The sequence below is a fragment of the Actinoplanes sp. NPDC020271 genome (assembly GCF_044388125.1).
Taxonomy (GTDB): domain Bacteria; phylum Actinomycetota; class Actinomycetes; order Mycobacteriales; family Micromonosporaceae; genus Actinoplanes.
In genome coordinates this window covers 60,684-87,400 of record NZ_JBIRWQ010000006.1, presented here as the reverse complement: position 1 = coordinate 87,400, position 26,717 = coordinate 60,684, and the positions used below count along the sequence as shown (strand labels likewise).

Genomic DNA, 26,717 nt, shown 5'->3' with positions numbered 1-26,717 from the left:
GAAGCCCTCCAGGGCGGCCTCCGTGGGTGGGCACGGTCAGAGCAACAAACCTGTCCTGAGGTAGCCCCGCCCTCCGGAGCCCGCAAGCCGGCCGGTCGGTCCCGGTAGCAGCGCGCCCCGTTCGCCCGGCTGGTTCTCCCCGTGGTCATCCGGGCCTCAGGACCAGGGGGAGGACCAGCCGGAAACCGCAACCCGCGCCGCCCTCCCGCGCCCGACGCCGGGCCGCGCGAGTGGGCCGGTCGACCGCGGGCCGAGGCTCAGGGCCGGTCGACGACCGGCTGGGGCGGGGCCGGGCGACGGCGGTCGAGGGGCCAGGGCCGGGCGACGGCGGTCGAGGGCCGGGGTCAGGCGGTCGTGGGCTGAGGGATGAGGGCTCGGGTGGGCCACCTGGTCATCACGGCGAGGACGGCGAGGGTTGCCGTGAGGGCGGCGGCAGAAACCACGGCGGACGGCGGGACGGTTTCGGCCAGGGCGCCGGCGGTGAGCATGGCCAGGCCCTGGACGGCGCAGAGGCCGGACATGGCGACACCGAAGGCGCGGGCGCGGTAGGCCGCGGGGACGGCCCGGCCGAACATGGCGTTCAACGGGATGCTGAACGCGCCGGCCAGGCCGCTGACGAAGAGCAGCGCGAGCAGCACCGGGAGCGGCGGGTGAGCGGCCACCGGCAGGAGAATCGCGCAGGAGAGAACGGCGAGCGGCAGCATCAGCCGCCGGCGCAGCGCCGGGCCGCAGAACCGGGTGAGCAGCACGCCGCCCACGGCGACGCCGGCCGGCATCATCGCCAGGAGCAGGCCACCGGTGCGGGCCCCACCGCCGTATTCACCGGCGAGCGGCGCGACGATTCCCTCGACGGCGTAGACCAGGCAGGACAGCCAGAAGAGCAGCAGGTAGGAGCGGAGGGTCCGGTCGCCGAACACCACCCGTACGCCCGCGGTGGTCTCGGACCACCAGGAACCGGAAGGCTCGGCCGGCGACGAGGTTGCCGCCACGCAGCGGCGAAGACCGGAAGCGATCAGCGCAGCCGAGATCAGGAAGGTGGCCGCGTCGGCGGCGAGGACCAGTTGCGCGGATCCGGCGCTGACGAGCAGCCCGCCCAGCGCGAACCCGGCGACCTGCGTGATCTCGGCGACGATGTTGTCCAGCCCGTTGGCCACGGGGTAGCGATCGCCGTCGAGGATGTCCGGGAGCAGCGAGGCGCGCGCCGACTGGAACGGCGGCCGGCACAGGTTGGCGACGAAAGCGATCACCACGAGCAGCGTCATCGGCAGGCCGGGCGTCAGCATGAGCAGGACCAGCGCGGCCCGGATCACATCGCAGCCGATCAGTACGGTGCGGCGCGGCAGCCGGTCGGCGACGACGGCGAGCAGCGGCCCGCCGGCGACCCAGGTCAGGTAGGAGCCGGCGAAGGTGAGCGCGGCCAGCAGCGGGGAGCCGGAGCGGTGGTAGACCAGGAAGGCCAGCGCGACCGCGGTCAGCTGGTCACCGATCAGCGACAGCAGGTTCGCGGTGAAGAGGTGGCGGTACTCGCGAACCGCGAAGATCTCGCGGTATCCGGCCGGCTGCTCGGTCAAGGGCTCCCCCTGGTGCATGACTCGGCGGCGGGCCGTCCCAGGTCCAGATGGGACGACCCGCCGCCGCTGACGGTCAACTCGGTTCCAGGGGTGTTCAGGCCCAGCTACGTCCGCGCATCGGCGTGCTCCCCTCGGTGACGAAACAGCGGCAGAAGGACGGGGTGGAACGTCAGCTCCAGGTACGACTGCGCATCGAGGCACCTCCTTCACCGGCTGTTCTGGGGTTGCCGGCAACTGTAGGTTTCCCCAGAATTCCGGCATATCAGCTTTTCGTCGGAGGGAAGGCGCACCGGTCGGCGTGACCCGGGCACCAGGGGCCACTAAACCCTCAGGTCACCCCCGGAACGGCCGATCAGAGCGCGCGACCCGAAAAGAGCGGAGACCGCATGCGCTGGCCCCGAGCCACCGCCCCGGCGTGGATCACCCACGCCGGGTTCCTCGCGTGCGCCCTGCTCGCCGGAACTGTTTACAGCCTGGCCACGACCGGGGTCCGCGCGACGATCTACATGCTCGTGGTCGTGCTGTCGGTCGGGCTGTTCGGCCAGGCGCTGCTCTCCGGGCACCTCACCCATCGGCGGCCGTGGCTGCTCGCGATCGGCGGGCTGGCGCTGCTGCTCGTCGATCACGTGCTGTGGCCGTACTGGATAGTTGACGGTCATCTGGGTCGCGCCGAGGGCCGGCCGGCCGATCTGCTGATGGCCGCGGCCCATGGGTTGTTCCTGGCCGGCGCGGCGCTGGCGGTCCGGCGCCGGATGAGCGCGGACGCGGGCGGCATCGTCGACGCCGCGATGTTCGGGGTGTGTGCCGGCGGCGCGATGTGGGTGTGGGTGTTCGAGCCGCACCTGCCGGCCACCGCCACCCCGGTCGGCCAGGCGCAGATGCTGGTCGACGTGCTGGTGCTCAGCGGCGTGACCGGGTGTCTGCTGCGGATGGCGGTGGCGGCGACCGGGGCGGCCCGCGGCACGATCGCGTATCTGCTGCTCACCGTGGTCCTGACCGCCGCCGCGCTGACCGTCGGGGCGCTCGGCGGGCCGCACCGGGGCGCGTGGTCGGGCGTGTTGATGCTGGTGGCCTTCCTGACCATCGCCGCGGCTGCGGTGCACCCGGGCGCACCGGCCGTGGTCGAGCCGCAGGCCGTCGTCGAGCGGGCGGCGGGCCGGTTCCGGCTGGCCTGGCTCGGGGCGGCGCTCAGCGTGAACCCGGCGATCGCGACCGTGCAGGGGCTGCGCGGCGAGTCCACCGGGGCGGATCTGCCGATCGCCACGCTGCTGGTGATCCCGCTGGTGCTGACCCGGTTCCGGCAACTGACCCGGCAACGGGAACGGGCCGAGAGCGTGCTCGCGCATCAGGCGTCGCACGACGAGCTGACCGACCTGGTCAACCGGCGACGGATCATGTCCGGGATCGATCAGGCGCTGACCGGCCCGTACGACGTGATCGTCCTGCTCTGTGACCTGGACGGCTTCAAGCCGGTGAACGACCACCACGGTCACGCCGCCGGCGACGAGGTGCTGCGGACCGTCGCGAACCGCCTGGTCACGGTCGCCGGCCCGGACCGCGAGGTCGGCCGCCTGGGCGGCGACGAGTTCCTGGTCCTGTGCCGGGGCGGCACCGACGCGGAGATCACCGCCCTGCGCGAGCGGATCCGGGCCACGGTCCGCCTGCCGATCGAGTTGCCCGGCGGGCCGGTCGAGGTGGGCGTCACGATCGGTGCGGCCCGGGCCACCGCCGGCCGTGGCCTGGACGGCGCGACGTTGATCGCCCGCGCCGACGCGGAGATGTACGCCGGCAAGCCCGCCCGGATGCGAAGCGCCGCCTGACTTCCCGAAAGCGCTTGCCGGTCGGGCGGGCGGGCGAGCAGGCTGACGGCCATGAACGTGCCGGAAATGATCAACGCTGGGCAGCTCGTGCTGAAACGCTGGGAACCGGAGTGGGCCGGCGAGCTCACCGCCGCGGTCCACGAGTCCCTCCCCGAGCTCATCCCGTTCCTGCCCTGGGCCCACGACGGTTACGCCCCGCAGGACGGCCGGAACTTCATCGAGATGTCGGTGCGCAACTGGGACGCCGGTACTGAGTTCAACTACGCGATCTTCACCTCGGTCGGTGACCTGATCGGCGCGATCGGCCTGATGACCCGGCTCGGCCCGGGCACCTTGGAGATCGGCTATTGGATGCGTACACCCTGGGCCGGCCACGGCCACATGACCGCGGCCGTGAGCGCGCTGACGCGGGTCGCCCGCACCCTGGACGGCGTGGACCAGGTCGCCGTCCGTTACGACGCGGCGAACGCCCCGTCGGCCCGGGTGGCCGAGAAGGCCGGTTTCGTCGAGTCGGCCCGCGAGCACCGCGACCCCACCGCGCCGGGCGAGACCGACGTGCTGGTGACCACGGTGGTCAAGGCCTGACCGGCGGGCGGCTCACCACGGGTGCACCCAGCCGGGCCGGGTCACCCGGGTGAGCGCCTCCAGGTAGAAGTAGTCGCCCCACAGCGTCCCCTCATCCACCCCGATGCCTTTGGGCCGGTCGTAGACGCCGTGCCGCAGCAGCGCGTTCCCGGCGCTGGCGTAGTCGCTGATCAGCGCGCCGAGGATCCGTCCGGCGTCGTCGTCACGGCCCAGGGCGAGCAGGCCGCACACCGCGATCGCGGCCGCCGACGAGTCCCGTTCGACGCCGGTGAGCGAGAGATCCCAGTACGGCACGCCGTCCACCGGGAAGCGATCGGCGCACTTACGGGCCGCGGCGAGGAACGACGCATCCCCGGTGTGCTGGTAGTTGAGGTGGAACCCGTAGATCCCCCACGCCTGCCCGCGCGCCCAGCACGAGTCGTCGGCGTACCCCTGCTCGGTCTCCCCGCGCAGCGGCGCCCCGCTCACCGGGTCCCAGTAGTACGTGTGGAACGTGCTCCCGTCCGGCCGCAGGATGTGGTCACGCAGTTGCGCCGCATGCCGGCGCGCGGCGTCCGCGTAGTGGGCCGAACCGGTCTGCTCCGACGCCCAGAAGAGCAGTGGCGTGTTCATCAGGCTGTCGATGATCGTCCGCCCCCGCTGCGCCGGATCCCGCAGGTCACCCCAGGCCTGAATGATCCCGGCGGGTTCCAGGACGCGAGACATCAGGTGGTCGGCCGCCGCCAGCGCCGCCTCCTTCGCAGCTTTTTCCCCCGTCCGCCGATAGGCCGTCACACACGACAGGGTGTAGAGAAAGCCCAGGTCGTGGGTGTCGAGGTCAACCCCGTCGGCGACGCGCGCGGCGAAGCTGCGGACGTGTCCGAGCCCCGCGCGAAGGTACTTCTCGTCCCCGGTCAGGTCGTGCGCCAGCCAGATCATTCCCGGCCAGAAACTCGTGGTCCAGCCGGTGTTGGCGGCTCGGACCGGGTAGCGGTCGCCGACCGTGGTGTCGCCGGGATACCGGTCGCCGAACTCCTCCAGGTTCGCGTCGATGATGGACAGTGCCGCGGTCACCGCGGCGGCGGTCACGTCGATCGCCGTCATGACGTCCTTTCGATCGGGCTGAGAGCGGGCATCAGGGTGTGGCGGCTGTTGGCCCAGACGACGTAGAGCAGCGGACTCGCGGCGAGGGCGAGCGCGAGCACCGGCTTGACCGCGAACATCGCCTCGAACAGCACGAGCACGCCCAGCGACGGCAGGGTGAGGTACCACCGCCGTACGCCGGAAAGGATCCCGATCGTGAGAACGTCGCGGATCCGGGCGGCCGGGTCGGAGGCGAGCGCGACCAGACCCAGCAGGGTCGCCACGACGACGAGCAGGATCAGCACGGCGAGCACCGGGATCAGCGCCGCGCCGGCCGGCCGGCCCCAGGCGGCCCGGATGTCCGCCCCGAGCACCAGCAGCGCACCGGTTGCCAGCACTCCGACGGCGGTCGCCTTGCCGAAGGTGACCCGCCAGGCCCGCAGGAACGTGCGGACGACCGGGCCGGGGTGGCCGGCGAAGACGGCGAACGCCGCGCACAGGGCGGGAGCGGCGAGCGGCGCGGCGAGGGGGACGAAGAGGATCGGGAGCAGCGTGACGGTGAGCAGCACGTTGGTCATCAGCGCGAGGTAGGTCAGCTCGAAGACCGTACCGAGGTGGCGTCTCATCCCTTCAGCCCCGTCGTCGCGACGCCCTCGACGAAGTACCGCTGCCCGAGCAGGAAGATCACCACGATCGGCAGGACGGAGAGCACCGAGCCGGTCATGATCAGCGCGTACTCGGCGCTGTACTGGCTGATGAACGTGCGCAGCCCCAGCTGGATCGTCCACAGGTTGCTCGACCGCAGGTAGAGCAGCGGCCCGAGGAAGTCGTTCCAGGTGTTGACCAGCGTGATCAGGGCGAGGCTGGCCAGTGCCGGGGTGGAGAGCGGCAGCATGATCCGGCGGTAGATCCCGTACTCGCTCATGCCGTCGATGCGGGCCGCGTCGACCAGCTCGTCCGGGATCGACTCGTAGAACTGCTTCATCAGGAAGACACCGAGCGCGCCGAACGCCTGGATCGCGATGATCGACCAGAGCGTGTCCGACAGGTGGACCTTCGAGAGCAGCACGAACTGCGGGATCATGTACGACTGCCACGGCACCGCCAGGGTGCCGATGTAGAGCAGGAACAGCGCGTCCCGCCCCGGGAAACGGATCTTCGAGAAGCCGTAGGCCGCGAAGCTGCCGGTCAGGACCTGCAGCAGGGTGACCACCACGGAGAGCAGCACGGTGTTGCCGAGCCAGGTGGTCATGTCCGACCGGGTCCAGATGTCGACGTAGTGGCGCCACTGCGGCACCGACGGCAGCCAGGTCACCGGGATCGTGAACACCTCGTTGTCGGTCTTCAGCGAGGAGACGACCATCCAGTAGAAGGGCAGCAGCACGGCGATCGAGGCGACGGCCATGGCGAGGTAGCCGAGGACACGGCCGATCCGGTGACCGGTCCGCTTGCGGGCGGGTGGGTTCTCCGTCCGTACCGCGGCCGGGGTCAATAATGTGGTCATCGAGCCTCCCGACGGCGGTTGACCGCGAACTGCACGACCGTGACCAGGAAACACAGTAGGAACAGGACGACCGAGACGGCCGACGCGTAGCCGAACTGGTTCTCCTCGAAGCCCTTGCGGTAGACGTACTGCGCGAGCACGAGCGTCGACTGCCCGGGCCCGCCGTTGGTCATCACCAGGATCAGGTCGAGCACCTTGAAGCTGTTGATGGTCAGCAACACCACGACGAAGAACGTGGTCGGGCGCAGGCACGGGAGCGTGACCGCCCGGAACCGCTGCCACGCGTTGGCGCCGTCGACCCGGGCCGCCTCGTAGAGCTCACCCGGCACGGTCTGCAACCCGGCCAGGAAGATCAGCATGAAGTAACCCATCTCCCGCCAGGTGCCGACCACGATCACCGCCGGCATGGACCAGTCCGCGGACGTGGTCCAGCCCGGCGGGTTGTCGACGCCGACCGCCCGCAGCACCGCGTTGATCGGGCCGTATCCCGGGCTGAACAGCATGTTCCAGACCTGGGCGACGGCCACGATCGACGCGATGTACGGGAAGAACGCCACTGTCCGGAAGAACGCCACCGCCCGCAGCCGCTTGTTCAGCAGCACCGCCAGCCCGAGCGACGCCGCCAGCGTCAGCGGGATGTGGAACACCGTGTAGTAGACGGTGTTCGTCATCGCCGCCCAGAAGCTGGAGTCGTGCATCATCTGCCGCGCGTTGTCGAGGCCGGACCACTCGGCGCCGCCGAAGATGTCCCAGGTGGTGAACGCGTAGTAGAAGAGCAGCACGACCGGCACCATCGTGAGCACCGCGAAGCCCACGAAGTTCGGCAGCAGGAAACTCCAGCCGAGCAGCGTGTTCCGGGCGGCCCTCACTTGCCGAGAACCTCGTTCTTGGCCTTGTCCTGCGCCCGCGTGATGGCGGTGTCGATGTCGGTGGTGCCGGAGAGCACCGACGTGTGCAGGTCGTTGAGGATGTTCTGCAGCGGCGCGGTGTACTTGCCGACCGGGTTCTCCGGCTTGGTGTCGTGCTTGGTGAACGCGAACTTGGAGACGTCGTCGGTCGGCACGCCCGGGAGCGCGAAGATCGTGTCGGCCGCGGCGTCGGTGTTCGCCGGCGTGATGCCGATCGCGGCAAGGGCCTTCGCGGCTTCCGGCCCACCGACGTACGCGAGGAACTTCTTGGCAGTGTCGATCTTGTCTTTATTGATCTTGGGGTTGATTCCCATGCCGGTCGGATCGGCGAACGTCACCGGGGTGGCCGACGGGCCGGTCGTCGACTTGTCGAGCTGCGGCGCCGGCGCGATGCCCCACTCGAACTTGTCCGCGTCGCCGCTCTTCTGCTGGCTGAGCAGCGTCGCGATGTACCAGGTGCCCATGGTCATCATGGCCGCCTGCTGCTTGCCGAACTGCGCCTGGTAGGTCAGGTTGTTCGTGGTCGCGTCGCCGAGCGGGACCTGCGCGCCGGCCTTCTGCAGATCCACCGCGCGGGTGTAGTACGGCTTCAGGTACCCGAAGTTCCCGCTGCTCAGGTCCGCCCCCGCGGTCTGCGCCAGCGCGAAGCCCTGCAGCGTCGACTGCCACACGTGCTGATAGATGCCGAGCGCCTTCGACCCGGCCGCCTTCAGCCCGGCGGTGAGCTGCTTGCCCGCCGTCGCGTAGTCGTCCCAGGTCCACGACCCGTCCGGGTACTTCACCTTCGCCTGGTCGAACAGCGCCTTGTTGTAGAAGATCACCCACGAGTCCTGCCGGTACGGGATCGCGAACGTCTTCCCCTCGACCTGGTAGAACGGCAGCCCGTTGGCGGCCGAGCCGAGTCCCGACGCCACGTCCGAGACGTCGAGCAACTGCTTGCCGTTCTGGTAGGTGTAGAAGTTCTTCAACGTCTTCTGCACGTAGACGTCCGGTGCCTTGCCGGCCGCCAGGTCCGCGATCATCTGCGTGTCGTAGTTCTTCGGGTCGTACTCCTTGAGCTCGACCGTGTAATCCGGGTTCGCGGCGTGGAACCCGTCGGCGAGCACCTTGAACTCCGGCGTGGTGGCCAGGCTCCAGCCCGCGAGCGTCAGCGTCTTGGCGCCGGCGCCACCCGGCCCGTCGTCGCCGGAACCACAACCGGTCAGCGTGAGCGAGAGCGCCGTGACGGCGCCGAGGACGGCGGCTATCGAGCGTTTCATCCCTACTCCTTCAGAAGGTCGATGCGGTGCCGGGTGAGCACGCCGTCCGGCCAGATCACCCGCGTCTCGTCGCCGAACTCGACGGCGCAGTGCGGGTTCCCGGGCAGGTCGGCGCCGAGAGCGACGAGCGTGGCGGTCCAGGTGCCGGTCCGGACCGGATGATCGACATAGGGCACGCGAACCTGGTCACCGAGCGGCCCGTCGTGGACCGCGATCCCGGGCTCGCCCCCGGGTGGCAGGATCGCGGTGAGCTGTGAGAGCGGGCCGGCCCAGCCGCCGATCCGCAGGCGAACGGCAGTGGCGGCAGCGGCGTCGACCCGGGCCAGGCGTAGCTCGTAGGGTCCCCGGACCAGCGAGAAGACGGTGATGTGACCGGCCTCGCGCAGCGTTGCCGCCCGCCCCTCACCGTGATCGGGACCCTCCTGCCACGAGGTCACCCAATGCACCGGACCGGAAGAACCGGCAAGACCTTCCGCACGTACGTCGATCAGCCGCATCCCGGTCCGATGAGTCGTCCGCCCGTCCGCGTCGACGAGCACCACCGACTGGTCGACCGGATCGGTCCACCCGGAGTCGTCGAGCACGGGCGCGGTCGCCGTCGAATAGCCGATCCGGGCGTAGAGCGGCGAGTCCGCCCGCCCCTGCCCCGCGAAGCCGTGATCGGTCCCGTGGTTGATCACGCGGACGATCCCGTCGGCCCGGGTCCCGGAGATGATCCAGCCCGGTGCCCGTACCGCCCGCAGCACGTCACCCTGCTCCACCGGCAGCGGCACGCTCGACGCGGTCCACACCGGATGGTCCTGCGGCAACGCGATCCCGAGCAGGCCCTTGCCGGCCCAGTACGGCGAGCCGGGCCCGGAGTAGGACTGCGCCAGCCGCGGCCACGGCCCGTGCCACCCGACGGTGAGCAGCCCGTCCGTGTCCGGTGCTCCGCGCTCGGCGAAGTGCCGCACGATCCGGTCGGCCGCGTGCCGCAACTGGCCGGGCGGCACCGACGGCACCTCGGCCAGCGCTCCGGCCCAGAACGGCGCGGCGGCCGCGAACCGGTAGATCAGGCTGCGCCCCTGCAGCAGCGGCGACCCGTCCCCGCCGACCAGCGCGACCGCGTCCTGCAGGTACCGGTCGAGGTCGTCGGCCCAGCGCTTGTCCGGGGTGGCGCCGCGCATCCGGCCCCAGAGGATCGGGTAGAGGTGCAGCGCCCAGCCGGTGTAGTGGTCGAACGCCCGTTTCGGCCCGTCCGACAGCCAGCCGTCGGCGCGCCGGAACGACTCGTGCGCGGCGAGGTCCGCCTCGATCTCGGCAGCCGACCAGGGTCCGCCGACCGAGCGCAGGAACGTCTGCACGACCAGCCGGAACCAGACCCAGTTGATCTGCGGGTACGTGTCGTCGCCGACCGCCGGCGACAGATAGTCCACGACCCGCTCCCGCACGGCCGGGTCCAGCCGGTCCCACAGCCACGGGCGGGTCAGGTCCAGGATCAGCGCGATGCTCGCCGCCTCCACCTTGGCCTGGCCGTGCTCGGTGAGCCGGACCCAGCGCTCGGGCGAGGCGGGGTCGGTGCCGGTGGCCAGGCCGGTCGCATACCGCTCGAGCAGTTCGTCGACGCCCTGGCCGCGTGCCCCGGCGATCCGGAAGCCGGCGGTCAGGAACGTCCGGGCGAAACCTTCCAGCCCGTCCACGGCCCGTCCGTAGCCACCCTCGGCACCGGGCAGCTCGAACCGTGCCCGGCCGGGGCTCGCGTGCCTGGCCGCGGCGGCGAGCAGACGGTCGGCGAAGCGCAGCCAGTCGGCCCGCTCCCAGTCGCTGGTGGTCAGGTGTTCAGACACTCGGCACTCTCCGAAATCAATCGGACGGCTCGGTTTCGAGGACGTTAAACGCTCACAATCGAGCATGTCAATGTCTTGAACGGACTGATCCAGTCGGAATCGATCCACAGTGGCGAGCTGGACTTTTGTCTCAGCGAAGTGTTTCGCCCGCGCCAAGCAGGCATCTAGGATCCTGAAAGTGATCAGATCCGATCAGCATCGATCGTCGCTGGGCGAGGCATGGCCGGTCCTCGGCGCCGGGATGCTGCGGCCGTCCGGCCGCTGCCTGCCGGTGCCGCCCGCGACCGACCGCGCCGCCTGGGCCGCCGCGCCCGTGCAAGGATTGCGCACGCGGGCCGAGGCCGACCTCGGGACGCCCTGGCCGGTGCCGCTGGCCAGCGGATATGCCCGGTATTTCCGGGACGGCGACCGCGACGGGTACGAACAGGTCGTCTGGGCCAAGCACGAGCGGGTCGTCCGGGCCGCGGTGCTCGCCGCGGTCACGCTCGACGAGCGGTGGCTGGACGAGGTGGCCGACGGGGTGACGCTCTGGTGCGAGCAGAGCAGCTGGTGCTGGCCCGCACACGACGACACGTTCGAGCGGCACCGGTCGGTGGTGCCGACGGTGACCGAGCCGTACCTGGACCTCGGTGCCGGTGAGGTCGCCTCCGACCTGGCCTGGATCGACCACCTGCTCGGCGCGCAGCTCGACGAGCGGGTACCGGGGCTGCGGGCGCGGATCCGCTGGGAGGTGGAGCGGCGGGTGCTCGGGCCGTTCGAGCGGCGGCGTGACTGGCCGTGGATCGGGCTCGACGGCCGGGTGCACAACTGGAATCCCTGGATCCACGGGAACGTGCTGGTCGCGGCGCTGCAACTGGTCGAGGCGGGCGACCGGCGGGACGCCCTGGTCCGGCTGGTGATCGAGGGCCTCGACCGGTTCGTGGCGGCGCTGCCGGCCGACGGCGCGATCGACGAGGGTTACGGGTACTGGTGGAACGGCGCCGGCCGGCTCCTCGAAGCGCTCGACGTGCTGTACCGCGCGACCGGCGGCGCCCTGAGCCCCGAACCGATCCGGGTGCTGCGCGAGACCGTGGCGTTCCCGTACCGGATGCACCTGGGCGGCCCCTGGTACGTGAACTTCGCCGACTGCTCGGCCCGGCCCACCGGCGACCAGCCCTGGCCGCTGCTGCACCGGCTCGGCGACGAGGCGGCGCGCGCCCACGCCGCGGCGCACCGGACGCCGGACTCACCGGTGGCGCACGAGGGCGACGGCGCCGGCCGGGTGCTGCGGGCGCTGACCGACCCGGGCTGGGTCGCGGCGCAGGCCCCGGCCACCGAGTCGTGGCTGCCGCGCGAGGTGTGGCTGCCGTCGGTCCAGGTGCTGGTCGCGCGGATGGCGGCCGGCAGCTCGGCGGGGCTGACAGTGGCGGTCAAGGGCGGGCACAACGAGGAGAACCACAACCACAACGACGTGGGCAGTTTCGTGGTGGCTCTGAACGGGGTGCCGGTGCTGGTGGACCCGGGGCGGCCGACGTACACGGCACGGACGTTCGGGCCCCGGCGCTACGAGCTGTGGATGATGCGCAGCACCTGGCACAACACTCCGTGGATCCGGGGGCACGAGCAGGCGGCCGGCCCCGGGTACGGGGCGTCCGGCGTGGTGGCGAGCAGCGGTACGACGTACGCGCAAATCGGTCTTGATCTGGAGAATGCCTATGCGGCCACGGAGATCCGCCGCTGGCGACGGACCGCGCGACTCGACCGTGCCGACAATGCGGTGACCGTTCGCGATCAGTGGGAGCTGGCGCCGGCCGGACACACGCCGACCCGCGTCCATCTGGTCGTAGCGGGCCGGGTGGAGCTCGGTCACGGGCACGCCGTGATCACCGCGCGCGACGGCGCGGGCGTGCTGACGGTGAGCTGGAGCCCACCGGTACCGTGCGCGACAACCGTTCGCGAGCTGGACGATCCCCTGCTCAGCGAGGTGTGGGGCGATCACCTGACCCGGCTGGAGATCGACGTCAGCGGGCTCGGCTCGATCGGTACCCTCGACCTGACCGTGAAGGAGCAGCGACCGTGACCACATCGGACAAGCGGGGGCCGCTGCCGGAGACCCGGCGGGCCCGACTGCTCGAGGCGCTGCGGCGCGACGGCGTGTTGCGGATCTCCGACCTGACCGAGTCGCTCGGCGCGGCGGCCGTGACGATCCGCCGCGACATCGCCCAGCTCGCCGCGGAAGGACTGGTCCGGCGGGTGCACGGCGGCGTGACCCTGCCCTCGGCGGACGATCCCGCACCGGCCGAGCCGGCGACCACCACGCTCGGGATGCTGGTGCCGTCGCTCGACTACTACTATCCCGCCGTCGCGCGTGGCGCCGAAGAGGCAGCCCGCGAGCTGGACATGCGGATCGTGCTGCGCGGGTCCTCCTACGAGACCGAAGATGATCGCCCGCAGTTGCTGCGCCTGGTCGACCAGGGCGTGGACGCGCTGATCGTCGCGCCGCGGATGGACGTGCCGACCGCCGCGCGGACCGTCGACTGGCTGGCCGGCACCGGGCTGCCGGTCGTGCTGCTGGAACGCACCGCAGCCACGGGCCCGTTCCACGTCGCGCTGGAATCGGTGGTCACCGATCACGCGCTGGGGGCGGCCATGGCCGTGCGTCATCTGGTCGATCTCGGTCATCGCCGCGTCGGCGTCGTGCTCGCCACCCCCAGTCCCACTCGCCCGCACGTGCATCGCGGCTGGCTGGAAGCGGTCACCGAGCTCGGGCTGGACGTCAGCGCGACCGTCGACGAGCAGGTCCCGGACGCGAAGAGCCCGGACTGCGTGGCCGCCCTCGACGCCGTCCTCGACCGCTGCCTCGCGACCGGCACGACCGCGCTGCTGGTGCACGCCGACGCCGAGGCGATCGCCCTGGTGCAGCGCTGCGAGGAACGACGGATCGCGGTGCCCGGGCAGCTCTCCGTGGTCGCCTACGACGACGAGGTGGCCGGCCTGTTCAGCCCGGCGCTGACCGCGGTCCGACCGCCACGCCGCTCGATCGGCCGCGCCGCCGTCCGCCTGGTCGCCGACCGGCTCGCCGACCCGGACCGCCCGGCCCACCGGGTGGTGATCAGCCCGGCGCTGCGGATCCGGCACTCGACCGCGGCCCCATGTCCGCACTGATCCGGCCCTGTCCGGCCGATCGAGAATCTACCGCCTCACCGACGTCCGGGGGCAGGGCCACGTCCTCGAACGGGTCAAGGAGAACATCGTCTACCCGGAACGGCCCGAGGCGATCGAGGGGCCGGGCGGCACCCCGCTCCGGGGCCCGCCCGGGGCCGGCAAGACGCTGATGGCCCAGGCGGTGGCGGGCGAGACCGGGCGGCCCTACGTGTTCGTGGACCCGGGCGCGTTCATCAACATGCGTAGGGGTGGCGTCCGGTGGGTAGCGTGAGTCGGCATGACCACTGATGCCATCGTCTCCTACCGGACCAGCGCCGACGGCACCACGCTGGAGGCGACCCTGCTCGCCCCGGAACTGGACGTGGACGTCGCCGACGAGTTGCGCGACGACCTGGAGAAAGCCGTCGCCGGGTCGCCCTGCCGCAGCCTGTCGCTCGACCTGGCCGAGGTGACCTTCATCGATTCGTACGCGATGGGCGCGCTCGTCGGCGTCCGTAACAGTGCCGCCGCGGCCGGGCTCACGATGGTGCTGACCCGGCCGTCCGCCCCGGTCCGTCAGGCCATCGAGGTCACCGGGCTGGCCGAGGTCTTCGGCCTCGACCCGATCTGACGCCCCGCCGCGGCCCCGTCGCAGCCCCGCGTGATCCGCGGGACGGAACCTGGGGGTCGCGCGACTACACCGTCCACCAGAGATAGACGGCCAGTCCCACGGCGGCGACGGCGATCGCGATCCGCAGCGGGCGCTCCGGGCTGCGGCGGACCACGGCCGGGCCGATCCAGCTGCCGATCAGGCAGCCGGCGCCGAGGAGGGCCGCGGCCGCCCAGTGAACCGGGCCGGTCAGCGCGTACAGGATCGCGGCGGACAGATTCGCGGCGCCCAGCACGACGGTCTTCACCGCGTTGGTCACCGCGAACGACTCGACCGCGGCGACCGCCATGGCCGCGAGGAGCAGCACCCCGGCCGCCGCACCGAAGTAGCCGCCGTAGATCCCGATCAGGAAGATCGCGACGGCGAGCGGCGGCCGCCATCCGGGCCGGGTGTACCAGTCCCGCAGCCCTTCGCGGAACAGCAGCGCCAGCGCCCCGAGGATGATCAGGAACGGCACGATCACCTCGAACGCGTCGGACGGCGTGCTCTTGAGCAGCACTCCCCCGGTGATCCCGCCGACCGCGCAGATCACGCCGGCCCGGGCGATCCGCGCACCCTGCCCGCGCAGCTCGTGCCGGGCGCCGCCGACCGTTCCGACCGGCGCCGCCAGCAGCGCGACGGTGTTCGTCATGCTGGCGGCGACCGGCGGGATGCCGGCCGCGAGCAGCACCGGATAGCTCACGAGCGACGCGAGCCCGGCGATCGTCCCGGTCAGCCCGGAGCCGACACCGCCGAGCAGCAACAGCCCCGCCGTTCCAAGATCCACGCTTACCGACCCTACGGTCCCCGCCGCAAGATCACCGGCCGCCCACCCGGCTGTCCCGGCGAAGCTGCACCGGGCCGGGTTCATCCCGGTGAGCGACCGCCTCACGGCCGGGCGTGTGTGGCACGCCCGGCCGCGAGAATGCGAGTCCTCGGCAACGGCCTCTCTAGCGCTGCAGGGTGAGTACGGCCGGGCGGTACGGCAGCAGCCCGTAGTCGCCGCCGGAGCTCGGCGAGCGGCCCTGGTAGAGCAGCTGCAGGTTGCACGGGTCGACGGTCATCGTCTGGTCGGCGGTGGCGCGGATCAGCTCACCGTGGCTGATGTCGTTGGTCCAGGTCGCGCCGCTGTTGGCCTTGCCCGCGAACGGGTTGCTCTCGGTCGCCGCCTGCGGCGTCCACGACCCGTTGAGGCTGGTCGCGGTGAACGACCGGAAGTAGCGCCCGTTGGCCCCGACCGCCTCGACGATCATCAGGTACTGGTTCTGGCCCTGCACCTTGTAGACCTGCGGCGCCTCGAACAGGTTGTTCGTGGTGTCGCTCATGATCGTGGTGTAGGACGAGCCGAAGCTGCCGGGGAAGTTCCCGATCGGCATGCTCGCCCGGTAGATCTTGCCGTTGTCACCGGCGAAGAACAGGTACATGTTCGTGCCGTCACCGATGATCGTCTGGTCGATCGGCCCGGTGCCCGACCCGGAGATGCTCCCGGTGAACAGCGGCTGCGCCGCGGACCAGCCGTTGGCGTTGGTCGGGTCACTGGAGGTGCGGTAGGAGAACGCGCTGCCGCCCCACTGGTAGGTGAGCACCCAGATCTTCTTCGGTGCGAAGTAGAACAGCGTCGGCGCAACGGCACCGGAGCTCATCCCGTTCTGGCTCGCCGACGCCATGTCGGACCAGTCGGTGAACGGGGTGAAGTTCATCGAGCCCCAGGTCGAGCCGGTGTCGTGCGTGGTGGCGTAGACCAGGTGCTTGCCGTTGTAGGGCACGACCGTGAAGTCCTTCAGCGACACCCAGCCCGACTTCGGGGTGGCCAGCGCGCCGGTCGACGACCAGCGGTACTTCGACGGCAGGGCGCACGAACTCGACGTCGAAGCCGGCACCGTGGTCGGCGCCGCGGTCGCCGGGGCGGTGCCGCCACTACCGGCGACACAGGAGGTGATCTTGGGCCGGGCGGTGCTGTTGCCGTTGTTCATGGTGGTGAAGCCGAAGCTGTTGCCCTTGCCGTTCGGCTTCACCGTCATGACGTCGCCGCTTCCGCCGCTGTACGTCGCGGTGCCGTTCCAGACCGTGGAGACCTTCTGCGGCGAGGTCATCGCGACGACGACGGTCCAGGTGCTCGTCCCGCTGACGGTGATGGTGGAGTTGTACCGGTCTCCCCAGACCTCACCGGCCGTCAGCGTCGCGGTGCACGCGGTGCCGCCGCCGGGCGTGGCGGTGGCGGGCGTGGTCGTCGCGGACGTCGTCGGCTTGGTGCCACCGGCGTTGAGGGCGTTGAGCACCGACGTGTACGCCGCCTTCTTGCTGCCGGAGCTGTCGAACAGCAGCGGGTTCTCCCCGCTGCGCCACGAGTCGCTGTCGCGGATGCCCCACACCGTGATGCCGGTGCACCGGGACACGGCCAGGCAGGCGCGGGTCACGCTCGCGTAGATGCCGGCCTGGTTGCCGCCCTGCGCGACGTCCAGCTCGGTGATCTGCACGTCGACACCGAGGTCGGCGAAGCGTTGCAGGTTGGCCTGGTAGTCGGCCGGAACCGTCGTTCCCAGGTGGGACTGGAAGCCGACGCAGTCGATCGGCACGCCGCGGGCCTTGAAGTCCTTGACCATGTTGTAGACGCCGGTCGACTTCGCGTTGACCCCGTCGGTGTTGTAGTCGTTGTAGCAGAGCTTGGCGTTCGGGTCGGCGGCGCGGGCTGCCTTGAACGCGGCCTCGATCCAGTCGTTGCCGGTGCGCTGCAGGTTGGAGTCACGCCGGGCGCCGCTGCCGCCGTCGGCGAACGCCTCGTTCACCACGTCCCAGGCGTAGATCTTGCCCTTGTAGTGGGTCGCGACCTGGGTGACGTGGTTGATCGCCGCCGCACGCAGCGCGGTGCCGGACAACGCCTGCGCCCACTTCGGTTGCTGGCTGTGCCAGAGCAGGGCGTGGCCGCGGATCTTGGCTCCCTGAGCGCTGCCCTGGTTGAGGATCTTGTCGCCGTTGCCGAAGGTGAACGAGCCCTGGGACGGTTCGGTGGCGTCCCACTTCATCTCGTTCTCCGGCGTCACCGCGGTGAACTCGGTCTTCAGAATGGTGGTGTACGTCGAGTCACCGAGCTTGGAGGCCGCGATCGCCGTGCCGAAGTAGCGGCCGCTCTGGCTCGCGGAGGCGCCCAGCGAGGTCGCCGCATCGGCGGTCTGGGTGTAGACAACGCCCAGGCCGGCAGCGACCAGCCCGGCGATCCCGGCCACGATCACCGCGGTCCGCCGGCGAGTGGGGTAGCGGTGTGCGGGCGCACGTTCCGACGCTGTCATACCTTGCCTTTCGACGATAGCCGTCCACTCCAGGAATGCCGTGCAGGCATCCTGGCCGCGGAGAGCTGGTTTTCAGTGATAGCGGTCGGCACTCGGCGCGGGCCGGCTCAATTGCATGGCCGAAGGACCCACGTACCGTGCGACGCGCGCTTTACCAACACCATGGGAGCCCTCCCATGACGCCTTGGGAAGAATGCCAGTGCAATCCGCGGATATCAACCGCAGAGAAAACTTTTCCCGACAAAACACGAAGCGTGCAGCCCCGGATCACCATCGGTCGACAATTCTTTAACAGGAAATAAGGTTTTCCGTATTGAGATGCGGTGAAACCGCAGCTCAGCACCGCAGAAACGGGTCAAGGCCCGACCTTGGTGCCGCCGCTCGAAGGACCCGACATCGGTTGCATCAATGAAGCGGAGCCGGACGCGTCGACACGCTCCGGCAAACGGGAGAACCTCTAGATATCGTCCATCAACGCCACCCTTATATTGACGACACCAGCGCAATTAATGAACGCACCGAAGTCGGCTCCGGGATCTTTTCGCCGTCGATCGCGCCGGCAACCTCACCGCCAGTGCCGCGACGATTTCCGCGGCGATCACCGTCCCGGGCCGGGCCGGCGGGTCTCGGAGCGAGGGCACGCGCTCGTCGCGGGTCGAAGGTCGGTCATGGGAACGGCTCCAGGCTGTCGTCGTGGTCACCGCGAGGGTGCTCACCAGACATAGGCCGTGGCGCCACGACCCGGATAACAAAAACTCGAGACCACAGCCGAAAAAACTTCGACGACCGGCTCAGCGCGCCCAGGGATCCCGGACCCGCACGGAGCTCTCGGTGCGGAAGGTCGCGGTGTTGGCGTTGTAGCGCAGCAGGAGATGCCCGTCGGTCCAGGTCAGGAACTGGTTGTCGTAGTTGTGCGCCTCCAGCATCACCGCGCCGGCCGCCGATCCCGGGCGCGGGCAGAACGTCGCGTCCTGCCGGAAGATCTCCGTGTCCTCCAGCCGGTGGGTGTAGGTGTGCAGGTTCCAGTGACGCAGATAACGGCCATCCACCGTGCGGAAGGAGTAGCAGCTGCCGTCGGCCAGCCCGGCGACCGCGACGAAGGTGGCGCGCCGCCGGACCTCGGCACTGCTGCCGGCACCGACGGCAACCAGCTTGACCTCGTCGGCGGTGGTGAAGCCGGCGCCCTCCCCGGCGGTGAGGAAGCCGCCGAGCTCCGACTCCAGCGACAGCCGCCGTCCCGGCGTGAGGACACCCACCGGACCGGCCGACGTGTGTGACGGCGACGCCGGCGTGGCCGATGGCCGTCCCGGCGGCACCGGACTCGTAGCCGGTGCGGCGATCGCCGGAGGTGCGGGCGCGGTCGTCGGCTCCGGCGCCGTACCGCCGTTCTGATGAAGGACGACAGGAACGGCGACCGCGGCAACAGCGGTGACGGCGACCGCGGCGATCACGGGATGCCCACCGAACAACTTGGCGAGAACCACCTTGCCGCCCCACGAGGCCGCGGGGACCGCCACCGGGTTGACCGCTCCGGCCGTCGTGGCCGCCAGGGCCTTCGCGAGACCCGACGGAACCACGAGCAGAGCCGAACCGGCAAGCAGGCGCTCGGCCGGGATCCGGGCCTGGCCGGTGCGGCTGCAGGCCGGGCAGCCCCTGACGTGCCGGGCGAAGCGCTTACGCCAGACGGAAGCGGGTTTGCCGTCCCACTTGCCGGCCACCTCGGCCAGACCGGGGCACCGCGGTTGCGCGGCCAAAGCCGTGACCAGGGCGCGAGCCACCTCGAGCTGTTCGCGCATGCGCTGGATCCGCACGGTGACGTGGGCGGCGCTGAGGCCGACGGCCACCGCGACCTCGGCGCGTTCCATCCGCCCGGCTGTCTCCTGCCACCACAGCGACAGCAGCAGCCGATCATCGGGATCCAGCCACGCCGTGGCCTCCGCGACCTCCCGGCGCTGGCCCGACACGTCGATGCGCAGGATCGAGGTGTCCTCGACCGCGGGCTCCGGATCCGGCACCTCGAGTGCCTCGTCCAGCACGACGGTCCGCTCGGAACGCGTGCGCCGCCACTGCCGATGCTCCACCACCCGCCGTACGGCGATGGACGTCAGCCACGCACGGAAACTTGCCGGCGCCCGGAGAGCCGGCAGGTCCCGGACCGCCCGCAACATGGTCTCCTGCACCACGTCGTCCACATCCGCGTGGCCACTCAACGCTCGCCCGACGATCGTGTAGACCAGCGGCAGATGCGTCGCCACCAGCTCGTCGAGTGCCTGGCGGTCACCGCCCTGCGCCGCGGTGACCAAAGCAACCGCGCTGCCGGCGGCCTCGCCTCGCTTCGTCGCCTCCATCGCTGAGCCACCTCAGGGTTGCTTTCAGTGCATAGCAGGTCGTTCAGGTGTCACGACCGCGCCGTGCCGGGGGCGGCAAGATTAGCCGCCCCCGGGACAGGTAGTCATGGGATGCCGGCGCCTTGCCGGTTTTATCACAATTCGACGGGCGGCCATGCCGCCGGCGAGGCCCTGCGCCGGCTCCCGTGCCAGCGGCACGTGAGCGCCGTGCGAGCGGCCTGCGTCAGGGTCGATGGGTCGCCGCCGGAGACCTTCTCTGCCGGCAGATCACGATTCCCCTCGACAACAGAGGCAACAGACCGCGATCGACATCGGGAGTACGAGCGTGGGCCGGGCCGGCGCCGCCTGGGTCCGGGACGGGAGCGCGGCACCGCAGGCACCGGATGCCGGGCTCGGCTCCCTGGGCTTCCTCGCCATGTTTCCCGGCGGCCCGGTGACCACCGACGACGTCATCGCTCCGCAAGCGCCCGCCCCGGACGAGATACCGCCTGACCGCCGGTCCACCCGGTGGCCCGGCGGCAGAACCGCCGGACCACGCTCGGACGTCTCCCGTTGTCAGGCGGCGGTACGGGACCACTGCTGGTCGGTGGCGGTGGACGAGCAGGTGGTCTGCTGGAGGTCGATCGCGTCGGCGGCCAGGGCCAGGCACTTGCCGGAGTGCCGCGCCTTCAACTGGTAGTAGCTGCCGTTCGCCACCCACGACCACTGCTGGTTCGACCCGGCGCCACAGGTGTACTGGATGATGTTGGCGCCGTCCGCGGTCGAGGCCGACGCCACGTCCAGGCACTTGCCGCTGTTGCGGTTGATGACGTGGACGTAACCGCCGCCGGTGGTGCGGAAGTCCCACTGCTGGTTGGTGCCGCTGTTCGCCGCGTACGTGCGCACCTCGGCGTTGTCGGCGCTCGACGCGTTCCACACATCCAGCACCTTCGCCGAGCTGCGGTTCGTCACCCGGTAGTACGGGACGGCGCTGCCACTGATCGTCCCGGCCGCCGCGTCCACGGTGATCGTCGGCGACCAGGTCAGTGACATCGTGGTGCTCGACGGGAAGGTGATCGGCAGCCACACGTACTCGGAGTTGTTGACCGGCGCGCCCCACGCCCCGGCCCAGCGGTCACCCATGTACAGGTAACTGCTGCCCAGCTGCAGGACGTACGCCGGTTGCGAGTTGAACGTCGTCGCATCCCCCACGTTCGTCCAGCCGGTCCACGGCCCGGAGATGCTCGGCGCGGTCGCGTATTTCGACTGGTTGGGGTTCCACCCGGAGGTCCCCGAGGTGAGCATGAAGTATGTGCTCCCGCGCTTGAACAGCGCCGGCGCCTCCCGCGACGCGTCGTTCCAGAAGTTGCCGACGACCGACTCCACGTTCAGGTGGTCCCCGGTCAGCCGGTAGATCATCAGATCCTTGTTCTCGTCGGCCGCGGAGATCATGTATGCGGCCGTCCCCTCCTGGTAGAGGGTGATGTCCCGCGACATGTAAGAACCGAAAGGCCGAAAGCTTCCCTGGTACGTGTAAGTGCCGTCCACCGTGTCGGAAACCGCCACGGCGGCGCGCGCCTCGGCGTAGTCCGACCCGTTCTCCTTGTGCATCCACATCACGTACTTGCCGGTCGACGCGTTGTAGACCACCTTGGGCCGTTCGATCTTGGCCGAGGCCAGCTCGGACGCCGACGAGCGGGTCAGCACGTTGTTGCGGAACTCCCAGTTCTGCAGGTCGGTCGAGCGGTAGACGCTGACCGCCGAGAACGTGTCGTCGGCGTTGCGGTTCTCGCCGAACCAGTAGTAGTACGAGCCGACCTTGATCACCCCGCCGCCGTGCGCGTGCACGCCGCCGAACTGTGTCCCGTTGGTGATCGTGACCGACGTCAGCAGGAGCAGGAGTGCCATCAGCGCTTTCATGCCGCCGTCCTCGTCCACTGCTGGTTGGTGCCGCCGTTGCAGGTGTACTGGCTGATGTCGACGCCGTCGGCGGTGCCGGACGCGACCACGTCGAGGCACTTGCCGCTGTGCCGCGCCACCAGCGTGTAGTAGCTCCCGGACGCGACCCACGACCACTGCTCGTTGGTCCCGCTCCCGCAGGTGTACTGGATGACGTTCGCCCCGTCGGCGGTCGAGGCCGACGCCACGTTCAGGCATTTGCCGCTGTACTGGTTGACCACTCGCAGGTATCCGTTGCCGAGGTCCTCGAAGGACCACTTCTGGTTCGCGCCGCCGTTCGAGGTGTACTGCTTGACCTCGGCGCTGTCGGCGATCGAGGAGCCGACCACGTCCATCACCCTGCCGCTGTTGCGGTTGGTGACACGGTAGTGGGTGAGCAGCGTGTTCCCGCTGACGTCGAGCCCCCACGAGTAGCGCAGCTGGTCACGCCCGGAGTTGTTGGTGGTGGTCAGCGTCAGCGCGGTGCCACTGCCGCTGATCTCCTGCAGCCGGTAGGGGTCGGCGATCCGCACCCCCGGCCAGTAGACCGTGCCCAGCCCTTCGGCCCGCGCCTCGGCGGCCACGCCGCGGATGAACGCCACGAAGTCGTTGGTCGTCGAGGGCGAGTCGTAGTTGCGCCCGTCGGTCATCGTCGCCCCGAATTCGGTGATCAAGACCCGATTGGCGTACGAGCCCACGCTGGTCCGCAGAGACTCACGCCACGAGTCCTCGGTGTGCCGTGCGGAGTCGAAGAACTGGTAGATGTGCCGCGAGATGAGCGTGCCGTCGAAGCGCGTGTCCGTGGCGATCGTGGTGAGCCGCTGGTTGTAGCCGGCCCCACTGATGATCACCCGGCCCTTCGGGACGCCGGGGTAGGTGGTGAGCCACTGGGCGGCGAGGTTCTTCCAGTCGGCGTCGCTGTAGCCGTACGGCTCGTTGAACGGTTCGAAGTAGACGTTGGCGTTCGACGAGTACTTGGTGACGATGGTCTGCCACAGCGACCAGTACTGGGTGGCGTTGTCGACCAGCCCGTCCCGGGAACTGGCGCCCTCCCAGTAACTGAGGATCACCTTCAGCCCCTTGGCGGTGGCCATGTCGATGGCGCCGGTGTAGGACGCCCAGTACGACCCGGCGACCGTCGCGTAGTTGACCGGCATCCGCACGGTGTTGGCGCCTAGGTTGTTCACGAAGCCGGTCAGGATCGCGTTCGCCTTGGCCTGGGTCGTGGCGTAGCTGTCGCTGGTGCTCAGCCCGCCCAGGACGAGGGTGTCGTCGACGAAGTTGTCCCGTTGATCAGCCCAGTTGACGCCCCGGAAGCCGTTGGTGGCGGCCGCCGCGGGGCAGGTGGGGACGGCGAAGAGTGTCGCCAGCAGGACCGCGCACAGCGCGGTGGGGATTCTTGCTCGCATGACACATTCGTAACGTCTCCGACACATCGAAGCCATGCCCGCGCCCAACCCGTGAAGATGGCGAATGGCCGGTCAGGCGGCTGTAGCGCATCGAGGAGCGGCAATGTTAACGTAAACGTTCCTGAACTCCTCAGTAGCGGAACGTGTTGACCAGAGCGGTCATGTCCCCGGCCAGCCGGGACAGGTCGGCCACCGCCGACCGGGCGTCCCGCGCGTTCGCCGACGCCTTCTCGGCCACGTCGGCCACCTCGGAGATCGCCTCGGACACCCGTTCCGTGCTGCCGGCCGCGTCCGAGACACCCCGGCTCATCTCCTGCGTGGTCGCGGTCTGCTCCTCGACCGCCGCGGCGATCTGCGTGGTGTAGTCGCCGATCGTCGCGATCACCTGGCTGATCTCGGCGATCGACGACGCCGCCGAGCCACTGATCGCCTGGATCGCGGTGATCCGGTCGGTGATCTGCTCGGTGGCCTGAGCGGTCTGCTGCGCCAGTTCCTTGACCTCACCGGCGACGACCGCGAAGCCCTTACCCAGCTCCCCGGCCCGAGCCGCCTCGATGGTCGCGTTCAGCGCCAGCAGGTTGGTCTGCTCGGCGATCTGCGTGATCAGCCGCACCACGTCGCCGATCTCCTCGGTCGCCACGCCCAGCTCGGACACCTGACTGTTGGTGCTCTCCGCGACGGTCCGGGCGTCGCTGGCGACCTGGGCGGCCTGCGCGGCGCTGCTCGCGATCTCCCCGATCGCGGCGTTCATCTGCTCGGCGCCGGCCGCCACCGACTGCACGCCGTAGTTGACGGTCTGGGTGGCCTCCGAGGCGGTACCGGACTTGCCGGAGACCTGGTCCGCGTCCGCCCCGAGCCGGATCGTGGTCTCGTTGAGCCGCTCGGCCGCGGCCCGGACCTCGTCGGCCGAGCCGGCGATGCCGCGCACCGTGGCCGCCACCTTCTCCACGAACCGGTTGAACGCCTGCGCCAGCTCGCCGGCCTCGTCGTCGCGGGCCACGTCGGCCCGCTGGGTCAGGTCGCCCTCGCCGTCGGCGATCTGCGCCATCCGGTCCCGCAGGCGCTCGATCGGGCGGACCAGCGAGCGGGCCAGCAGGAACGCGATCGCGGCGGCGACCAGCACCGCGGCCAGCGTGATCCACATGCTGGTGTGCTGGGCCGAGACGGCGCCGGCGAGGATCGTCGCGGTCGGGACGGTGACGACCAGCGACCAGGTGTCGGCCGCGCCGAGCGTCACCGGCACGGCGATCTGCACCCGCTCGCCGTCACCGGTCAGCACCCGCTGCGCGGCCGAGGCGGAAGCGGCGGCCTTCGCGGCCAGCTCGGCGACACCGGAGTCGACGGCCTTGCCGGCGTTCGCGCTGTCGCCGCCGGCCACCAGCAGGCCGCCGGTGCTGACCAGCAGCGCCGACCCGGTCCCGAACGGCTTGATCGCATCGACGATCGGGGCCAGCCCGTCCAGCTGCATGTCGATGCCGGCCACCCCGACCGTCGCGCCGTTCCGGATCACCGGCGCGACCATCGACGTCATCAGCACGTCCTTGCCACCGACCTGATAGTGGTACGGCTCGACGATCTTCTCCTTGCCGCTGTTGCGCGCGATCAGGTAGTAGTCGCCGGCCCCTTCTTTGTCGTAATCGGTCAGCGGGCTCGACGTGATCGTGGTCCCGTCACGAAACCAGTACGGCACGAACCGCCCGGTCGCGTCCTCGGTCGCGCCCGCGTTGCGGTAACGCCGGTCCTGGCCGTCGAACGCGTTCGGCTCCCACGCCGTCCAGACCGCCAGGTAGTCCTCGTGGCCCTCCAGCACCGACCGCAGCTCGGCGTTCGCGATCTTCCGCCCGCCGCCGGCCGCGACCACGGCCGGCATCGCCCGGGCCATGTCCCGTGCGGTGCGGATACCGGCGGAGAGCCGTTCCTGCGCCTCAGCGGCGCTCCGGGCGGCCGTCTCCTGGGCATACGCCAATCCGCTGCGACGGGCCTCACTCAGGTTGTGACGCGTGATGTAGAACGCCACCAGAGACAACGACAGCCCGGTCAGCAGCACCACACAGATGATCAGGCGCAGTTTGATGGTCAGACGCGGCAGGCGCACCGTTGCCCCCTCGGCCGGCGGAACATGGTCGACACCTCCCTCTTCGGCCCGGATGCCCATTCACTGAGGGCGTGCGATCATCGCTCGGTGCGCCGCGCGATCGTCACCCTGCTCGTCGTCTGCCAGAGCACCCAGGCGCTCATCTTCGGCGGGATCGCGCTGTTCCTGCCGCTGATCCGCTCCGACCTCGGGCTGACCTTCACGCAGGCCGGCACGCTCGCCGCGGCCGGCAATCTGGTGTACGCGCTGATGCAGGTGCCGTCCGGATTCCTGGCCGACCGGTTCTCGCCGCGAACACTGTTCGTCGTGGGCCTGCTCGGAACGAATGTGCTGGCCGCTCTGTTCGCGGTGCTCACGTCGTACCAAATCATGCTTGTGAACCAAGCTGTATCGGGGTTTTTCCGGGCGCTCGTCTTCGCGCCGGGCCTGCTGCTGATCAGCGCCGAGTTCCCGAGTGACCGGCGCGCGACCGCGATGGGGCTCTACGTCGCCGGCGGTTTCTCGTCGAACATCCTGCTCAGCTCGGTCGGGCCGCTGCTGGTCGGGCATCTCGGCTGGCGCCTGCTGTTCGGGCTGTTCGCGGTGGCCGGGCTGGGCACGCTGCTGCTCTACCGCCGCGCCGCCGGACCGCCCGTCCCGAAACCGCCCAGCGACAACCCGGTCCGCCTCGGCGACCTGCCCCCACTGCTGCGGCACCGGATCGTCCGGCTGACCGGAGTGATCCAGTTCGCGCGGCTGGCGGTGGCCCAGGGGTTCACGTTCTGGCTGCCCACGTGGCTGGTCGTGGACCGCGGACAGTCGCTGACCTCGGCCGGCCTGGTCGCCGCGCTCGGGGCCGCGCTGACCGCACCGGCGAACTACCTCGGTGGGTACCTCTCCGACCGGATCGGCCGCCCGCTGCTGGTGATCGGCGGTTCGCTGGCCACCCTCGCGGCCGGGCTGGCGCTGCTCACCTACGTGCCCGGGATGCTGGCCGTGCTGGTCGTGGTCGCGATGATCTCGGTAGTCGTGCAGGTCTACTTCGGACCACTGTTCGCGCTGCCGATCGCGGTGCTCGGATCCGGGCGGGCCGGGCTGCTCAGCGGCTTCGGCAACTTCTGCGCGAACCTGGGCAGCTTCGCGTTCGTCTACGCGCTCGGCGCGATCAAGGACGCGACCGGTTCGTTCCGGGCCGGGTTCCTCAGCCTCTCGGTGCTGTGCCTGATCGCGCTGGTGGCGGCGTTCCTGGCCCGGCCACGGGTGGCCCTGCCGGCGTAGCGCGGGCCGCCGGCAACCGCTCGGCCCACCGGGGCTCCCGGCACCGATCCGGGCGCCCGGATTCGCAACGCGTCACAACCGTTCCGCACCGGCCTAC

General features: G+C 70.3%; 20 protein-coding genes. 7 read left to right on the top strand and 13 right to left on the bottom strand.

All coding sequences use genetic code 11. The features are described 5' to 3' along the window. Positions 1-344 precede the first annotated feature (344 nt). Positions 345-1,571: an MFS transporter gene (locus ACH442_RS15525; RefSeq protein ID WP_396338673.1), complete on the bottom strand. Its 1,227-nt coding sequence runs from the start codon at positions 1,569-1,571 to the stop codon at positions 345-347. Positions 1,572-1,957: 386 nt separating this feature from the next. Between ACH442_RS15525 and ACH442_RS15520 the strand changes: the two genes are divergently transcribed. Continuing rightward, positions 1,958-3,391: a diguanylate cyclase domain-containing protein gene (locus tag ACH442_RS15520; RefSeq protein ID WP_396338672.1), complete on the top strand. Its 1,434-nt coding sequence runs from the start codon at positions 1,958-1,960 to the stop codon at positions 3,389-3,391. 51 nt (positions 3,392-3,442) lie between these two features. Further along, on the top strand, positions 3,443-3,976 hold the full coding sequence (locus ACH442_RS15515) for a GNAT family N-acetyltransferase (protein WP_396338671.1): 534 nt from the start codon (positions 3,443-3,445) through the stop codon (positions 3,974-3,976). 12 nt (positions 3,977-3,988) lie between these two features. Here ACH442_RS15515 and ACH442_RS15510 read toward each other — a convergent pair whose 3' ends face one another. The 6 genes from ACH442_RS15510 to ACH442_RS15485 are packed head-to-tail and all read right to left on the bottom strand — an operon-like array spanning position 3,989 to position 10,535. After that, positions 3,989-5,059 carry a glycoside hydrolase family 88 protein gene (locus tag ACH442_RS15510; protein WP_396338670.1) on the bottom strand — a complete coding sequence of 357 codons (1,071 nt, stop codon included), beginning with the start codon at positions 5,057-5,059 and terminating at the stop codon, positions 3,989-3,991. After that, positions 5,056-5,664: a hypothetical protein gene (locus tag ACH442_RS15505; protein WP_396338669.1), complete on the bottom strand. Its 609-nt coding sequence runs from the start codon at positions 5,662-5,664 to the stop codon at positions 5,056-5,058. The genes ACH442_RS15510 and ACH442_RS15505 overlap by 4 nt, the downstream gene beginning before the upstream one ends. After that, positions 5,661-6,542 (bottom strand): carbohydrate ABC transporter permease, encoded by an 882-nt coding sequence (locus tag ACH442_RS15500; RefSeq protein ID WP_396338668.1) that lies wholly within the window; start codon positions 6,540-6,542, stop codon positions 5,661-5,663. The genes ACH442_RS15505 and ACH442_RS15500 overlap by 4 nt, the downstream gene beginning before the upstream one ends. Then, positions 6,539-7,411 (bottom strand): carbohydrate ABC transporter permease, encoded by an 873-nt coding sequence (locus tag ACH442_RS15495; protein WP_396338667.1) that lies wholly within the window; start codon positions 7,409-7,411, stop codon positions 6,539-6,541. Before ACH442_RS15495 ends, ACH442_RS15500 begins: the two co-directional genes overlap by 4 nt. After that, positions 7,408-8,709 carry an extracellular solute-binding protein gene (locus tag ACH442_RS15490; protein ID WP_396338666.1) on the bottom strand — a complete coding sequence of 434 codons (1,302 nt, stop codon included), beginning with the start codon at positions 8,707-8,709 and terminating at the stop codon, positions 7,408-7,410. The genes ACH442_RS15495 and ACH442_RS15490 overlap by 4 nt, the downstream gene beginning before the upstream one ends. Before the next feature lie 2 nt (positions 8,710-8,711). Next, positions 8,712-10,535, bottom strand: a complete 1,824-nt coding sequence (locus ACH442_RS15485; RefSeq protein ID WP_396338665.1) for a DUF2264 domain-containing protein — start codon at positions 10,533-10,535, stop codon at positions 8,712-8,714. Between the two features lie 178 nt (positions 10,536-10,713). Here ACH442_RS15485 and ACH442_RS15480 point away from each other — a divergent pair, with 178 nt between their 5' ends. The 4 genes from ACH442_RS15480 to ACH442_RS15465 are packed head-to-tail and all read left to right on the top strand — an operon-like array spanning position 10,714 to position 14,289. Further along, positions 10,714-12,594 carry a heparinase II/III family protein gene (locus tag ACH442_RS15480; RefSeq protein ID WP_396338664.1) on the top strand — a complete coding sequence of 627 codons (1,881 nt, stop codon included), beginning with the start codon at positions 10,714-10,716 and terminating at the stop codon, positions 12,592-12,594. Continuing rightward, complete coding sequence (locus ACH442_RS15475; protein WP_396338663.1) at positions 12,591-13,679, top strand: substrate-binding domain-containing protein; 1,089 nt, start codon at positions 12,591-12,593, stop codon at positions 13,677-13,679. The genes ACH442_RS15480 and ACH442_RS15475 overlap by 4 nt, the downstream gene beginning before the upstream one ends. Before the next feature lie 7 nt (positions 13,680-13,686). After that, positions 13,687-13,950, top strand: a complete 264-nt coding sequence (locus tag ACH442_RS15470) for an AAA family ATPase (RefSeq protein WP_396339004.1) — start codon at positions 13,687-13,689, stop codon at positions 13,948-13,950. A gap of 6 nt (positions 13,951-13,956) precedes the next feature. Then, positions 13,957-14,289 (top strand): STAS domain-containing protein, encoded by a 333-nt coding sequence (locus ACH442_RS15465; protein ID WP_396338662.1) that lies wholly within the window; start codon positions 13,957-13,959, stop codon positions 14,287-14,289. 64 nt (positions 14,290-14,353) lie between these two features. Here the strand turns inward: ACH442_RS15465 and ACH442_RS15460 are convergent, their stop codons facing one another. The 6 genes from ACH442_RS15460 to ACH442_RS15435 all read right to left on the bottom strand — a co-directional run bounded on the left by ACH442_RS15460 (position 14,354) and on the right by ACH442_RS15435 (position 25,363). Further along, positions 14,354-15,094: a sulfite exporter TauE/SafE family protein gene (locus ACH442_RS15460; RefSeq protein WP_396338661.1), complete on the bottom strand. Its 741-nt coding sequence runs from the start codon at positions 15,092-15,094 to the stop codon at positions 14,354-14,356. A gap of 163 nt (positions 15,095-15,257) precedes the next feature. Further along, a complete protein-coding gene (locus ACH442_RS15455; protein WP_396338660.1) occupies positions 15,258-17,594 on the bottom strand; it encodes a non-reducing end alpha-L-arabinofuranosidase family hydrolase in 2,337 nt (778 codons plus the stop codon). A gap of 791 nt (positions 17,595-18,385) precedes the next feature. Continuing rightward, on the bottom strand, positions 18,386-19,942 hold the full coding sequence (locus tag ACH442_RS15450) for a sigma-70 family RNA polymerase sigma factor (protein WP_396338659.1): 1,557 nt from the start codon (positions 19,940-19,942) through the stop codon (positions 18,386-18,388). A 555-nt stretch (positions 19,943-20,497) separates the two neighbouring features. After that, the gene (locus tag ACH442_RS15445; protein ID WP_396338658.1) at positions 20,498-21,841 is read right to left on the bottom strand and encodes an RICIN domain-containing protein; all 1,344 of its coding nucleotides are present in this window, start codon (positions 21,839-21,841) and stop codon (positions 20,498-20,500) included. Continuing rightward, positions 21,838-23,268, bottom strand: coding sequence for an RICIN domain-containing protein (locus ACH442_RS15440; RefSeq protein ID WP_396338657.1), 1,431 nt, complete (start codon positions 23,266-23,268; stop codon positions 21,838-21,840). The genes ACH442_RS15445 and ACH442_RS15440 overlap by 4 nt, the downstream gene beginning before the upstream one ends. A gap of 130 nt (positions 23,269-23,398) precedes the next feature. Then, entirely contained in the window at positions 23,399-25,363 is a 1,965-nt protein-coding gene (locus tag ACH442_RS15435) for a methyl-accepting chemotaxis protein (RefSeq protein ID WP_396338656.1), read from the bottom strand. Positions 25,364-25,450: 87 nt separating this feature from the next. On the opposite strand from ACH442_RS15435, the gene ACH442_RS15430 reads away from it, so the two are divergent. Further along, entirely contained in the window at positions 25,451-26,620 is a 1,170-nt protein-coding gene (locus tag ACH442_RS15430) for a nitrate/nitrite transporter (RefSeq protein WP_396338655.1), read from the top strand. Positions 26,621-26,717 lie beyond the last annotated feature (97 nt).